The sequence below is a fragment of the Arthrobacter sp. P1_A5 genome (genome assembly GCF_056406825.1).
On record NZ_JBFTZL010000097.1, the window covers coordinates 1 to 13,742 of the forward strand.

At 67.0% G+C, this 13,742-nt stretch carries 15 protein-coding genes; 8 read left to right on the forward strand and 7 right to left on the reverse strand.

Annotation, left to right across the window (positions count from 1 at the left end; genetic code table 11):
• The first annotated feature begins 128 nt into the window (after positions 1–128).
• The gene (locus tag AC1D1S_RS13455) at positions 129–800 is read left to right on the forward strand and encodes a TetR/AcrR family transcriptional regulator (RefSeq protein WP_476994693.1); all 672 of its coding nucleotides are present in this window, start codon (positions 129–131) and stop codon (positions 798–800) included.
• Between the two features lie 47 nt (positions 801–847).
• Positions 848–1,459, forward strand: coding sequence for a hypothetical protein (locus AC1D1S_RS13460; protein WP_028275685.1), 612 nt, complete (start codon positions 848–850; stop codon positions 1,457–1,459).
• A gap of 62 nt (positions 1,460–1,521) precedes the next feature.
• On the opposite strand, the gene AC1D1S_RS13465 is transcribed toward AC1D1S_RS13460, so the two are convergent.
• Positions 1,522–2,373, reverse strand: a complete 852-nt coding sequence (locus AC1D1S_RS13465) for a hypothetical protein (protein WP_459385321.1) — start codon at positions 2,371–2,373, stop codon at positions 1,522–1,524.
• A 111-nt stretch (positions 2,374–2,484) separates the two neighbouring features.
• Complete coding sequence (gene dapD, locus AC1D1S_RS13470) at positions 2,485–3,507, reverse strand: 2,3,4,5-tetrahydropyridine-2,6-dicarboxylate N-succinyltransferase (RefSeq protein WP_476945805.1); 1,023 nt, start codon at positions 3,505–3,507, stop codon at positions 2,485–2,487.
• A gap of 209 nt (positions 3,508–3,716) precedes the next feature.
• Here dapD and dapE point away from each other — a divergent pair, with 209 nt between their 5' ends.
• Positions 3,717–4,814, forward strand: coding sequence for a succinyl-diaminopimelate desuccinylase (gene dapE, locus AC1D1S_RS13475; RefSeq protein WP_476994697.1), 1,098 nt, complete (start codon positions 3,717–3,719; stop codon positions 4,812–4,814).
• Positions 4,815–4,919: 105 nt separating this feature from the next.
• On the opposite strand, the gene AC1D1S_RS13480 is transcribed toward dapE, so the two are convergent.
• From AC1D1S_RS13480 to AC1D1S_RS13495, 4 genes are all read right to left on the reverse strand, one after another.
• Positions 4,920–5,756 (reverse strand): amino acid ABC transporter permease, encoded by an 837-nt coding sequence (locus AC1D1S_RS13480; RefSeq protein WP_028275681.1) that lies wholly within the window; start codon positions 5,754–5,756, stop codon positions 4,920–4,922.
• Positions 5,753–6,403 carry an amino acid ABC transporter permease gene (locus AC1D1S_RS13485; RefSeq protein ID WP_028275680.1) on the reverse strand — a complete coding sequence of 217 codons (651 nt, stop codon included), beginning with the start codon at positions 6,401–6,403 and terminating at the stop codon, positions 5,753–5,755. The genes AC1D1S_RS13480 and AC1D1S_RS13485 overlap by 4 nt, the downstream gene beginning before the upstream one ends.
• Positions 6,404–6,501: 98 nt before the next feature.
• Positions 6,502–7,386 (reverse strand): glutamate ABC transporter substrate-binding protein, encoded by an 885-nt coding sequence (locus tag AC1D1S_RS13490; RefSeq protein ID WP_476994694.1) that lies wholly within the window; start codon positions 7,384–7,386, stop codon positions 6,502–6,504.
• Positions 7,387–7,444: 58 nt separating this feature from the next.
• Positions 7,445–8,200, reverse strand: coding sequence for an amino acid ABC transporter ATP-binding protein (locus AC1D1S_RS13495; protein ID WP_476994695.1), 756 nt, complete (start codon positions 8,198–8,200; stop codon positions 7,445–7,447).
• Positions 8,201–8,408: 208 nt separating this feature from the next.
• Here AC1D1S_RS13495 and AC1D1S_RS13500 point away from each other — a divergent pair, with 208 nt between their 5' ends.
• From AC1D1S_RS13500 to AC1D1S_RS13515, 4 genes are all read left to right on the forward strand, one after another.
• Entirely contained in the window at positions 8,409–9,308 is a 900-nt protein-coding gene (locus AC1D1S_RS13500) for an LOG family protein (RefSeq protein WP_028275677.1), read from the forward strand.
• Between the two features lie 48 nt (positions 9,309–9,356).
• Entirely contained in the window at positions 9,357–9,713 is a 357-nt protein-coding gene (locus AC1D1S_RS13505) for a DivIVA domain-containing protein (protein WP_243180926.1), read from the forward strand.
• On the forward strand, positions 9,710–11,101 hold the full coding sequence (locus AC1D1S_RS13510) for a hypothetical protein (protein ID WP_476994696.1): 1,392 nt from the start codon (positions 9,710–9,712) through the stop codon (positions 11,099–11,101). Before AC1D1S_RS13505 ends, AC1D1S_RS13510 begins: the two co-directional genes overlap by 4 nt.
• A gap of 253 nt (positions 11,102–11,354) precedes the next feature.
• Positions 11,355–11,522, forward strand: coding sequence for a DUF3117 domain-containing protein (locus AC1D1S_RS13515; RefSeq protein ID WP_079550332.1), 168 nt, complete (start codon positions 11,355–11,357; stop codon positions 11,520–11,522).
• Between the two features lie 110 nt (positions 11,523–11,632).
• Here AC1D1S_RS13515 and AC1D1S_RS13520 read toward each other — a convergent pair whose 3' ends face one another.
• Positions 11,633–12,265: an O-methyltransferase gene (locus tag AC1D1S_RS13520; RefSeq protein ID WP_018773821.1), complete on the reverse strand. Its 633-nt coding sequence runs from the start codon at positions 12,263–12,265 to the stop codon at positions 11,633–11,635.
• Between the two features lie 272 nt (positions 12,266–12,537).
• On the opposite strand from AC1D1S_RS13520, the gene sigE reads away from it, so the two are divergent.
• Complete coding sequence (sigE, locus tag AC1D1S_RS13525) at positions 12,538–13,191, forward strand: RNA polymerase sigma factor SigE (RefSeq protein ID WP_028275673.1); 654 nt, start codon at positions 12,538–12,540, stop codon at positions 13,189–13,191.
• Positions 13,192–13,742: the final 551 nt, after the last annotated feature.

Sequence of the window (13,742 nt, forward strand, 5' to 3'; positions counted from 1 at the left end):
CCATTTGCTGAGGTGCGCGGCCGGCGTCGTACTTGCGGGGGCACCGAGCCGCTGTGACCCGCGCCACGTCCCCGCCGGGACCGGTGTGGCCCGGGGCGGCCGCGGCACGTACGTGCTAAAAAAGACCAGTGCCTAAATTTGTCGACGCCGTCATCCGGCGCCAGGAAATAGTTGACGCAGTCTTCAGGATCATCGCAACGGATGGCCTCGAGCGGGCCTCGCTGCGGGAGGTTGCTGATGAAGCGCAGCTGGCCGTCGGCTCGGTGCGGCACTATTTCGCCAGCAGCGACGAGCTGTTGACCCACGCGTTCGCCGTGGTGGTGGACCGAATCGTCGGCCGCCTCACCGACGCGGACTCCCTGCTGGACGATGCGCCGGCGGCGTCGGGGGAGCAGCATGCGGCCGTCCTGGCACTGCTGGGTGAGTTTCTTCCGCTGGACGAGCAACGGGCGGTTGATGCCTGCGTCTGGATGGCCTTCAAGAATGCCGCCCGGACAAGGCCTTTCCTGGCCGCCGAGGCCGACCGCAGCCACCGGGCGGTGGCCGCCGTCGTGGGCGGGCTCATCCTGGGCCTGGCCGAGGCTGAAGGCGTTGACRCCGACCACGCGGCCGGCCTCGACCAGCAGGTGCTCGTCACCGAAGCGGAACTGCTGCTGGCAGTCCTGGACGGTCTGACGATGCACGCCCTCCTGCAGCCCGAGTGGATGACGGCCGTGATGTGCAGGGATGTCCTCGAAGCCCACCTGGAGGGCCTGAACCGACGGCTGGCGGCCGGGCAGCCAGCCGTTAACGCCTCATAACAACAGGAATAGACTGAGATCGTACGTCTTGCCAAGGAGGCAATTGGATGCACCACACCGGCGGACCAGGCTGGCGGATCACGATGGATACTTCTGGTCCCATGCTCATTGCCCTCTACGTTCGTGACGCCGCCGGTTTGGACACCGCGGGACACCCGGCGCTCTGCCATGCGGCACCGAAGATCCGCGCCTCGGACCACTCCCACCTGATCGCCGAGGTTGGCGGCCCGGCTGCGCTCAAGACCGAATGGGAGGCCTGGTGGGAACAGCTGCTGAAAGACCACCCGGAAATGTCCCCCGAGCTCTCCCCTCCGGGCTTCCGTGCGTTCAGCAATTCGCCGGCCCTCCGGCGCGTGCTGCAGGCCCACTTCGGGGCCGCTTTGACGTGGGCACGGGAACGCCTCGCGGAATACGGGACCCTTGAGGCGGAGCGCGAAGCCAACGGCAACAACGAGCTGCTGGCCGACATGGTGGAGGACCGGCTGCTTGACGTGGGACGGGCTTCAAAGGATTTCGGCCTGACGATCATCGAGCTCCCGCTTGCGGAGCCGCGGGCCTGGTATCTCGAGCCCGATAAAATCATCATGAGCCACGAGCTGTTGTCCCAGCCGGAGCTGTTCCGCAGCTACGTGCAGCCAGTGGTCGATCTCCTCGTCTGAGCCCGCCCGGTCGCGGCTGACCCCGGTAGCGGCTGCCCCGTTGCAACTGCCCCCGGTAGCGGTCAGGTGCCGGGGGCGTCTGCGACGGTTACCCTGACCTGGCCGGCCGGGACTTGGGCAGGCTGCCAGCCGTCGCGGGACTGCCGGTTCCAAGCGCGGCCGTCGACCTCCACGCTGGTGATTTCGAGCTCCTTGGCGTTGGCCACGGCCCACTGGCCCACAGCCCAGGCCTGGGTTCCTTCGGCCTCCACGAGCAAGGTCCGGCCGTCGGTGGATGCCGTCACGTCCCCGAGAGCAGCGGTCAGCCCTGCGGTGACGGCGGCAGGATTCCCGGCGGCGTCGGGGGAGCGCAGCGAGCAGTCCAGGCCTGCGGGCGTCTGCCCGCTCAGGGCGGAAGCGAAGGCGCGGGCCATCACCTCATGCTGGGCGTAGGCCTCCGGGTACGCGGAGCGCTGGACGCGCTGGGCGGCAACGGTGATATCGAGCGACTCGTACCCGGAAACCTCGACGAGCGCATCGTAGAACGCATTGCTGGCGTGGTACGGGTCCATCACCTGCGCCGTGGTGCCCCAGCCCTGGGACGGCCGCTGCTGGAACAGTCCGCGGGAGTCGGGACCGGCCTGGTCGCCATGGCCGATGTTGCGTAGTTTGGATTCCTGCATCGAGGTGGCCAGCGCTATGCTGGCGGCCCGGGCCGGAAGTCCCCTCCGGACCGCGACGGCGGTGATGAGGGCAGCGTTGGCCGCCTGGTCGGTGGAGAGGTCATCGCCTCCGCTGCCCGTGGCCGTGCAGCGTTCGGTGATCAACGTCTCCGACCGCTGCAGGAACGCCACCGCGGTGTAGATGCCGCCCGCGACCATCGCAAGGGTCAGCAGAAGGACGATCCGGCGCCGCCAGCTCCCTCGTCGTGCCACGAAAATACTCCCTCAGGCCCCTGCGGGCTGCGTCATCGGCTTTTTCGTCGGGGCGGGTCGGCCCCGCCGGCGCGGTCTTCGCCGCCCGCCATACCGTACCAGCCGGTTCGGTCAGTTGGCGTGCAGGGCCTCGTTGAGCTCCACCGTCTGGCCCTTGCGGGGGAGGACCTCAACCTCACCAGTGGTGGAATTGCGGCGGAAGAGCAGGTTCGGAACGCCGGAAAGGTCCACGGCCTTGACGATCCGGCTGGTGTCTTCGCCGTCGGCGTCCTTGGGGCCGATCACGCGCACACGGGTGCCGGCGGTGACGTAGAGGCCTGCCTCCACCACCGAGTCGTCACCGATGCTGATGCCCACACCGGAATTGGCGCCGAGGAGGACCCGCTCGCCGAGGGAGATCTTTTCCTTGCCGCCGCCGGAGAGGGTTCCCATGATCGAGGCCCCGCCGCCGACGTCGGACCCGTCGCCGGTGACGACGCCGGCCGAGATCCGGCCCTCGACCATGGAGGTACCCAGGGTTCCGGCATTGAAGTTCACGAAGCCCTCGTGCATGACCGTGGTGCCTTCGGCCAGGTGCGCACCGAGCCGGACCCGGTCGGCGTCGGCGATCCGGACGCCGGAGGGAACGACGTAGTCCACCATGCGCGGGAACTTGTCCACGCCGAACACCGTGACGGCGCCGCGCTTGCGCAGGCGCGCCCGGGTCAACTCGAAGTCCTCTACGGCTGCGGGGCCGAAGTTGGTCCACACCACGTTGGGAAGCTTGCCGAAGATGCCTTCAAGGTTGATGGTGTTGGGCTGGACGAGCCGGTGGGAGAGCAGGTGCAGGCGAAGGTAGGCGTCCGCCGTGTCCGCGGGTGCCGCATCCAGGTTGATCTGGGCAAAGACAACTATCTGCTCAGTGCCCCGGTCCTGGTCAGTGCCGCTGGCGGCGATGTCGATCAGCGACTGGTCCGCGTTCTCCACGTCATGCAGGTGCTCCGCGGCGACTCCGAGCGCCGGCGCCGGAAACCACACGTCCAGCACGGTGGCGTCACCGTTGCGGGTAGCCACGGTGGCCACCCCGTAGCCATAGGCAGAGCGGGCGTCAGAACGGGCGTCGGCGGGCACAGCGGAAGCAGCAGTTTCAGTCATGGCCCAAGTCTAACGAGAGGCCCCTCGGGCGCTGAAACTCATGACACCCGATTGGCACGCTGCAGGGGCCACTTGACGCCTGGAAACGGCCCCGGTAGCGACTCAGGTGGGACGGGGAGGCAAACAGATAAGGTGGAACGGTGACCCCCACGAATCCGCGCACCCCTGCCAGTGCCACCGCCAGCGTCCCTGTCCGCACACCGGTCCATCTGGACCTCCGCCAGGACGTCGCCCTGCTCACGGCCGCCCTGATCGACATCAACAGCGTCTCCGGCAACGAGGGGGTCCTGGCCGACGCCGTGGAGCATGCCCTCCGCCAGCTGCCGCAGCTGGAGCTGGTCCGCGACGGCGATTCGATCATCGCCCGCACCAACCTGGGCCGGGCCGAGCGCGTCATCCTGGCCGGCCACCTGGACACCGTGCCGTTGCCCACCACCGAGGGCTCGCTGGGGACCGTGCCGGCGTATTGGCCCTCCGGGGCCCCGGGAGAGGGGATCCTCTACGGCCGCGGCGCCACTGACATGAAGGGCGGCGTCGCCGTGCAGCTGGCGCTGGCGGCCACCATGTTCGACGGCGGGGCGGAACCAGGCAAGGACGTCACGTTCGTCTTCTACGACCACGAGGAGGTCGAGGCCGTGAAGAGCGGCCTGGGCCGTCTGGTGCGCAATCACGGCTCCCTGCTCGGCGGGGACTTCGCGATCCTGCTCGAGCCGACCGACGGGACGGTGGAGGGCGGCTGCAATGGCACCAGCCGCTTCGAAGTGACCACGAACGGCGAGGCTGCCCACTCGGCCCGGGCCTGGATGGGCAGCAATGCCATCCACGCCGCGGCCCCGGTCCTGGCCCGGCTGGCGGCGTATGAGCCGCAGACCGTGACGGTTGACGGCCTGGACTACCGCGAAAGCCTCAACGCCGTGAAGATCCACGGCGGCACGGCCGGAAACGTCATCCCGGACAAGTGCGTCGTGGAAATCAACTACCGCTTCGCGCCGGACAAGACCCCGGACGGAGCCGAAGCCGTCGTGCGCGAACTGCTGGACGGATTCGACGTCGTGCGCACCGACAGCGCGGCCGGCGCGCGGCCGGGCCTGAACGACCCCGCGGCGGCGTCCTTCGTCGCCGCCGTCGGCGCGGAGCCGAAGCCCAAGTACGGCTGGACCGACGTCGCACGCTTCAGTGAACTGGGCATCCCCGCGGTGAACTTTGGACCCGGCGATGCTCTGCTGGCGCACAAGGACAACGAACACGTCGAAGCGGACGCCATCCGCGAATGCCTGCGGGCGCTGCGGACCTGGCTGAGCGCCTAGCAAAGCCTAGGAAGCAACGCCCAGGAACCAACGCCCAGGACACAAGTAACGCACAAAGGGTCCGGAACCTCCGTGAGGTTCCGGACCCTTTGTGGGTGGGACGGCTTACTTGGCGGCCGGAATACCGGCGACCGGCACGTGCGCCACGCCGCCGGCGGCGCGCTTGGAGCCGCGGCGTTCGAGCCAGATGGCCAGGCGGGAGACCGCCAGGTCGATCGCGATGTAGATGGCCGCGGCCACGAAGAACACCGGGAACAGGTACTGCGGACCCAGGAAGTCCGCCATGACCTGCACGGCCCGGAGCAGCTCGCCGTAGGCGACGATGTAGCCGAGCGACGTGTCCTTCAGCAGCACCACGAGCTGCGCGACCAAGGACGGCAGCATGCGCCGGATGGCCTGCGGCAGCTCGATGGTCAGCCGGCACTGGAAGCTCGTCAGGCCGATCGCCAGGCCGGCCTCACGCTGGCCCTTGGGCAGCGACTGGACGCCGGCGCGGATGATCTCGGCGAAAATCGCCGAGTTGTAAAGGACCAGGCCGGCCACGACGGCGATGAACGAGCTGGTGGCAAAGACGAGCAGCACGAACAGCATCATGAGCACAACGGGCATGCCGCGCAGGAATTCAAGCACGATCCGGGTGGGCACCCTGATCCAGGCGTTGTCCGAGATGCGCATCAGGCACAGGAGCAGGCCCAGCGGGAAGGCAATCACGGCCGACACGGCCGCGGCGGCCAGCGTGGCGCCGATGCCGGCGGCGATCAGGGCCCAGACCTCGGGAAGCTGGAAGACCGCCCAGCGTTTGGGGTCGAAGATTCCCTGCTGGGCCAGGGTCATGACTGCCAGGACGAGGAGGCCGCCGATCACGATCACGCCGATGATGGAGCCGATCAGCGAGACCCGGCGGGCTTTGGGGCCGGGGACGTCATAGAGTACGGAGCTCATCGTGCGATCGCCACCTTTCGTTCAACGACGCTGGCGAGGTAGCCAAGCGGGATGGTTATCAGCAGGTAGAAGAAAGCGATGCCGACCAGAACCCACATGACGGCGTCGCCGTTGGCATTGGCCAGCTGCTTGCCCTGGCCGAAGAGTTCCAACACATAGAACGCGCCGGCCACAGAAGAGTTCTTGACCAGGGCGATCAGAATGTTGATCAACGGCGGGATCACGGTGCGCAGGGCCTGCGGCAGGATGATCAGCGAGAGCACCTGGGTGAACTGCATGCCGATGCTGCGGGCGGCCTCCGCCTGGCCCACCGGGACACTGTTGACGCCGGAGCGCACTGCCTCGGCAATGAAGGCCGAGGTGTAGGCGCTCAGGGCGATGATGGCGGCGACCTCGAACTGCTGGAACGTGACGCCGAGGCGGGGCAGAACCACTGCTGCGAAGAAGAACGCGATGGTCAGCGGGGTGTTCCGGACGATCTCGACGTACGTCATGCTGAAGCCACGCAGCGCGGCGACGGGCGAGACACGGGCGGCAGCCAGGATGGTGCCGAAGACCAAGGCGATAATCCCCGAGATCAGGGACAGGAAAAGGGTTCGGAGAAAACCGTCCCAATACTGGGGGAGGTTTTCAATGATGACGTCCATAAGTTCCTTCAGCTGCGTTGAGGGGATTCCAGGCGAAAGACGGGAGTGGCGGCCGTCGGGCCGCGGAAAATCCGCGGTCCGGCAGCCGCCACAGCCGGCTAGTAGCGGTCGATCGTGGGAAGCGCGGGCGTGGTCTTGATGACCGTGCCGGCGGTGTCTTCCCAGGCCTTCTTGTAGGACCCGTCCTTGTCGGAGGCCTCCAGCTGGTCATTGACCCACGTGCGGAAGGCGGTGTCGTCCTTCTTCAGGCCGATGCCGTAGGGCTCCTTGGTGAAGGTCTGATCCGATGCCAGCTTGAAGGCGTCCGGTTCCTTGGACACGAAACCGGCCAGGATGACGTTGTCGGTGGTGACGGCTTCAACCTGGTGGTTCCGCAGCGGTTCCAGGCAGGCTGAGTAGGTCGCGGCCGGAACCAGGACGGCTCCGTACTTCTCCACGATCGTCGAGGCTGGCGTGGAGCCGGTCACGGAGCAGACGTTCTTGCCCTTGACGTCTTCGGGCTTGGTGATGGAGTTGTTGTCCTTGTTCACCATGAGCGCCTGTCCGGCCTCGTAGTACGGTCCGGCGAAGTCGACTTCGGCCTTGCGCTTGTCGTTGATGGTGTAGGTGGCGACGATCATGTCCACCTTGYCCTGCTTGAGGAACTGCTCGCGGTTGGCGGAGACAGTTTCGACCCACTCGATCTTGTCGGCGGGAATGCCCAGCTTGGCAGCCATCAGCTTGCCGATTTCGACGTCGAAGCCGACGGGCTTGCCGTCGAGGCCCTTCTGGCCGAAGAGCGGCTGGTCGAACTTGGTGCCGATGGTGATCTTGCCCGCGGATGCAAGCTTGGCCATGGTGGAATCGGCAGGAAAGCTCGGCTTCTCGGCCACGGGCGGGTTGGTGGTAGTGGAGGAGCTGCCGCCACAGGCGCTCAGGCTGAGTGCCAGTGCTGCGGAAGCGGCAACCAGAAGGGATTTCCTTCGGGTCAAAAATGCCATCATGACATTCCTTTCATTGGGCGGCCGCCGTCCGGCAGCCAGGGTGCGAAAACGTAGTCGGTCAGTGTGTCAGCAGCTTGGACAGGAAATCCTTGGCCCGGCTGCTCTTGGGGTTGTTGAAGAATTCCTCGGGGGTCGCGTCCTCAACGATCTGGCCGTCGGCCATGAACACGACGCGGTCGGCCGCCTTGCGGGCGAAGCCCATCTCGTGGGTGACCACGATCATGGTCATCCCCTCCTTGGCGAGCTGGACCATGACGTCCAGGACCTCGTTGATCATTTCCGGGTCAAGAGCCGAGGTGGGCTCATCGAAGAGCATCACCTTGGGCTKCATGGCCAGGGCGCGGGCGATGGCAACGCGCTGCTGTTGGCCGCCGGAGAGCTGGGCCGGAAGTTTGGGGGCCTGATGCCCGACGCCGACCCGCTCCAGGAGGGCCATGGCGTCCTTGTCGGCCTCGGACTTGGCAACGCCCTTGACCTTGATGGGGCCGAGGGTGACGTTTTCCAGAATGGTCTTGTGGGCGAACAGATTGAACGACTGGAAGACCATGCCGACGTCGGCGCGCAGCTTGGCCAGTTCCTTGCCCTCCTCGGGCAGTTCCTTGCCATCGATCCTGATGTCGCCGTCGTCGATGGTCTCGAGGCGGTTGATGGCGCGGCAGAGCGTCGACTTGCCGGAACCCGAGGGGCCGATGACAACAACAACTTCACCCTTGCGGACGTTCAGGTTGATGTCCTTCAGGACGTGCAGCTGGCCGTAATGCTTGTTCACGGCCTTCAGGGAGACGAGGGCATCGCCGGGCACTTGAGTAGTCATAGTACGAATCTAGCGAAGATTGACCAGATATGACGGCAATCACTCATTTTGGTGCAGATCGTGATTCAAGAGATACCTGCACGTCAGGTCCCTTTGCTGGACTGCGTCGGACATTCGCCGTTGACCTCGGCGAACGGCGTCGGCAGGCGCTTGCGGCCGTGCGGCGCCGACGCGCCGACGCGGCGGCGGCCGAGTTCCGCGCTAGCCTATGGGCATGAGTACCGATCCGCAGCACGGCCCCAAGCAAAACCTCGAGCAGAACCCGGAACAGAACCCCGCCGGAAAGCCGGCCCGGGAGGCCCGGAGCACACCGGCGCCCAACGGAATCCGCCACAAGGGTCCGCTGGAGCTGCGCCGCAAGGCCGCCAAGGTCACGATGTCCGACCAGACCTTGCTGGACACCAAAGGGCCGGGACAGTTCGTCCACACCGACCCCTGGCGCGTGCTGCGGATCCAGAGCGAGTTCGTGGAAGGATTCGGCGCGCTGGCCGATCTCGGTCCGGCAGTCAGCGTCTTCGGTTCTGCCCGCACCGTGCCGGGGAGCCCGTACTACGAACTCGGCGTCGAGGTCGGACGTCGGCTGGCCGAGGCCGGACTGGCCGTGATTACGGGCGGCGGCCCCGGCTCGATGGAGGCCGCCAACATGGGCGCCGTGCAGGGCAACGGCGTCTCCGTGGGGCTCGGAATCGAACTGCCCTTCGAGCAGGGCATGAACCAGTGGGTGGACCTGGGCATCAACTTCCGGTACTTCTTCGCCCGCAAGACCATGTTCGTCAAGTACGCCCAGGGCTTCATCGTGCTCCCCGGCGGCCTCGGCACCCTGGATGAGCTTTTCGAAGCCATGGTCCTGGTCCAAACCCGCAAGGTCACTTCCTTCCCGATCGTCCTGGTGGGAACCGCTTTCTGGAGCCCCATGCTCGAGTGGGTCCGGGACACCCTCGTTGCGGAGGGAATGGTCTCGGCTGAGGACCTGGACCTCGTGCAGGTGGTGGACGATCCCGCGCGGGCGGTCGAGCTGGTCGTGGAAGGCGCCGCGCGCCACCGGAACCCGAACGGCGGCTCCACCAATGGGACCGGCACGGCGGACATCAAGGGAACGCGGGGCTGATCCGTCCGCCTGAGCGCTCCGGCGTCCGGCTTCTGGCACGATGGTCTAGTGAGTCTCTTCCTGGTTTTCCTGGCGATTGTGCTGATCGGCGTCGCCGTCCTCCTGGGCACCGGCCTGGCACCGAAAATCTTCCGTCGCCGCCGGGACGGCGGTGCGGGCGGTTCTTTTGACGACGGGTTCGACGAGCCGGTCGCATCACTGCCGCCGGTCCTGCTGCCCGAGCGCGCGGCCGCGGCGGACATTGACCGTCTGCGCTTCGCCGTCGGACTCCGCGGCTACCGGATGGACCAGGTGGATCAGGTCCTGGATGACCTGCGGGAGCAGATCATCGCCAAGGACCAGGAGATCGAGGCACTCGGGGAGGAACTGGAGCGCCTCCGTCCGCCGACCGAACAGCGTCCGTGAGCCGCGTGGAAGACCCGGAGACCGTCGCGGCGCCTGAGGCCCGGAAGCCCCAGGGGTTGAACGCGGCCCTGTGGAGCCGCATCGCCGCCGCGGGCGCCGCGATGGCGCGGTGGCCCTGGTGGGCGCAGGTGGCCGGACTCTACATCGCCGCGAGGCTGGTCAGCGCCTGCATCTTCATGGCCGCCGCCCTGCACCAGGGCGTGAATCCGTGGTTTCCCGCCAAGCCCGACTACTGGAACTTCATCAACATCTGGGATGCCCGCTGGTACGCCCAAGCGCTGCAGGCGGGGTACCCAGCGCTTCTGCCGACCGACGGCGCCGGCACCGTCCAGGAGAACACGTGGGCCTTCTACCCCCTGTTTCCCGTGCTGGGCCGGGTGGTGTCCGGGCTGACAGGCATGGGCCCGGCGTGGTCCCTGACGGTCATCGCCCTGGTCTCCGGAATGGGTGCAGCCCTCGTGGCGTACAGAATTTTCCGGCACCGGGCCACGCACCGCACGGCGCTCTGGGGGACCGTGTTCCTGGCGGCTTTCCCGGTGGCGCCGGTGCTGCAGGTGCCCTACGCCGAATCCCTCAACCTGCTGCTCCTCGGCGCCGCGCTGCTGCTTGTCATGGAGCGCCGGTACCTGTGGGCGATGCCCGTTGTGGTCCTGATGTGCCTTTCCCGGCCCACGGGGGTTCCGTTTGCCGCGATGATGGGCCTGTTGCTGCTCTACCGTTTCTGGCAGCGACTCACTGCGAAAACCCGCACTGCGCAAACCCATACTGCGCAGACCCGCGCTGTGCAGCATCCCACGGCACAACACCCCACGAATCAGAGCCCCGCGACACAGGGCGTCACAGTGCAACGCCGGGACGGCGTCGCCCTCCCCGGCAACGCCAAGCTGTGGTCACTGGGCGGGCTCACCGCCGTCAGCGGCATCGGTGCCCTGCTGTGGCCGGCCATCGCCTGGGCCGCGACCGGCGACCCGGGCGCCTACACCAAGACCGAAACCGCATGGCGCGGCGATGACCTGGTGCCGTTCAAGCCATGGTTCGACGCCGGCATCATGCTGTTCGGGCCGACGCTCGGCGTGCTGGCTCCCTTCGTGTTCGTTGCCGCGTTCACGCTGCTGATGATGTCCCGGCCGGTCGTCGCCCTGGGCACCGAGCTGAGGCTCTGGTGCTGCTGCTATATGGGCTACCTGCTGGTCTTCCTGCACCCCCAGACCAGCACGTTCAGGATGCTGCTGCCGCTGTTCCCGCTCGCACTCAGCGCCGCCCTCCTCTCGCGTTCCCGCGCCTACCGGGGCACCGTGGTGGTCATGTTCGTGCTGCTGCAGATCGTCTGGATTGTGTGGCTGTGGGCGTGGGCGCAACTGCCGGGCGGAGGGGACTACCCGCCGTGACGCACAGCACCATTTCGCGGCGCCGGCCCGGCCTGGCGGGACGCGCTGGAAAGTCCAACGATTAGCTACGGGCGCATTGTTACGCGATAATAGAGGATAAGCAAGGACAAGAAGCACACAGTTTGTAAGCGGTTTATTTGTGAGTTTGCCGGTCACGGCAGCCTCCTGGAGCGCTGCCGGACGGCTTGATTGGCCAAGCGGACGCAGCCCGGCCGGGCTGGTATGTCAGGGACTAATGGAGGGGATATTCCTTATGGCGGCAATGAAACCACGCACCGGCGACGGCCCTATGGAAGTGACGAAAGAGGGACGAAGCCTGATCATGCGTGTTCCGCTCGAAGGCGGGGGGCGGCTTGTAGTCGAACTCAATGCCGCTGAGGCGACGAACCTCAAGGAATGCCTCGTCGGCGTCACCGAATAGCGTCACGCCAAGAGCTTCGCAACAGGGCGGGGTCCCGGCCACTAGGCTGCGGACCCCGCCCTTTGCTGTCAGTACCCGCCCCTTGGACCCGGGCTAGTGAATCCTGGCTGCTACTTCTTCACCGCGATCAGCAGGCCGTCTCCGGTGGGCAGCATGGCGGAGGCGAGACGGTCGTCGTCGCGGATGGACTTGCCGATCTGGCGCAACACCACGGTGGTGGCTTCCCGGGCGGCCGGGTTCGCGACCCGGTCCTTGTCGAGGGCATCATTGACGATCAGCAGCCCGCCGGATTTGAGCAGCCGCACGGCCTGTTCGACGTAGCTGGGGTAGTTAGGTTTGTCCGCGTCAATGAAGACGAGATCATAGGCGCCGTCCGTAAGCCGCGGCAGGACATCCCCGGCCCGGCCAGAGATGGTGCGGGTGCGGTTGGCGGGGCTGCCGGCCTCCTGGAACGCTTCGCGCGCTGCCTTGAGGTGTTCGACGTCGACGTCGATAGTGGTCAGGACAGCCTGCGGACCCAGCCCGCGCAGGATGCACACGCCGGACACGCCCGCGCCGGTGCCGATCTCCACGGCGGTCTGTGCCTTGGACGCCGCCGCCAGCACCGTCAGCACGGCGCCCACGCCGGGCCCGATCGGGGTCACGCCAAGCTCGAAGGACCGTTCGCGCGCGTGCAACAGGACCTCATCCTCGGCAGGCAGATCTTCTGCATAGGACCAGCTCGTGGACTTATCGGCGCTCATGGGATATCGCTTTCTGGGCGGCAGGGGAGTGTTCCCTACAGCGTACTGTGTCCGGCGGGACGGGACGCGGAGGCGGCAGCACCGTGGCCCCGGCCGGAGGGGGTCGTTCTGCCTTCGGCGGAAGACCGCGGTGGATCAGGAAATTCCCAGCTTATTTTGAAATGATGGGTATCCGCTCATCCGCGTGGTGATCGGCGTCGAATGAATGGTGCAGGAACCTGTGCAAGCAGGCACAATTCAGGCGTAGGTACCATCCACGAGGGGAGTGGACGATGTCGATTCTGGCACCTGTCCCGGCAACTGAGGCAACAGATTCAACCGGCCAGTCCCGGACCGCGGCGGAAGCCGAATGGGTCCGGCCGACCTGGGAGGAAGTGGTGACGAACCACTCCGCCAAGGTCTACCGCCTTGCGTACCGGCTGACCGGAAACAAGTACGACGCCGAGGATCTCACCCAAGAGGTGTTCGTCCGGGTGTTCCGTTCACTCGAGAACTTCAAGCCCGGCACGCTCGATGGCTGGCTGCACCGGATCACCACCAACCTGTTCCTGGACCAGGCCCGTCGCAAGAGCCGGATCCGCTTTGACGCTTTGGCCGACGACGCCGAGTCGCGGCTGCCGGGCCGGGAGCCCGGGCCGGAGCAAAGCTTCGAATTCAACAACCTCGACGTCGATGTCCAGGCAGCGCTCGAGGAACTTCCGCCCGACTTCCGCGCCGCCGTCGTGCTGTGCGACCTCGAAGGGCTCTCCTACGACGAAGTCGCCGCCGCGCTGGACATCAAACTCGGGACCGTCCGGTCCCGGATTCACCGCGGCCGGACAATACTCCGTGAAAAGCTCGCGCACCGCGACCCGCGCCCGGCGCAGCCGGCCAAGCAGTCCCTCAAGCCGCGGCTCAAGATGCCGCGCATCGCCGGCCTCCTCTGAACCGGTCAATGGGTCTGCTGAGACGTTTACTGGGAGCACCAGGCTGCAAGTTCTGGTGCGGGCCCGGGGCTACCCGGAAATGGGCCGCCGGCCGCCACGACCACGTGGAAGCATGTGCCGAATGCCGCGCCCGGCAACAGCGCGAACGCCAGTACCTCGAGAAGCTCCGCGGCGCCGCCGTGCCCGAGGCCAGTGAGGACCTGACTGCACGGCTCCTGGCACGGACCGGTCAGCTGGCCGCGGAACGGGCGGCGGCGGAACGGACCGCCGAAGCGGAGCGGGAACAAACAGCCCCGGCAGCTACGGCGCCAGCAGCTACAGCTCCTACACCTGCGGCACCTTCAGCGCCGGAACGGGCCATGGCGGAACGCCCCGAACCGGCCGGCGCAGCGGAAGTATTGGACGCAGCGGAACGGCCGGGCGCGGCGGACGCCGCCGGGGCCGGCCATCGTCCGTGGCCCTCAGACCGGTTACCGCCGGGACACCCCCTGCCGGGTCGGCCAGGGACCGCGGCACCGGTCGCCGGTCACGCCGCCGCCGCGGGTCCACAC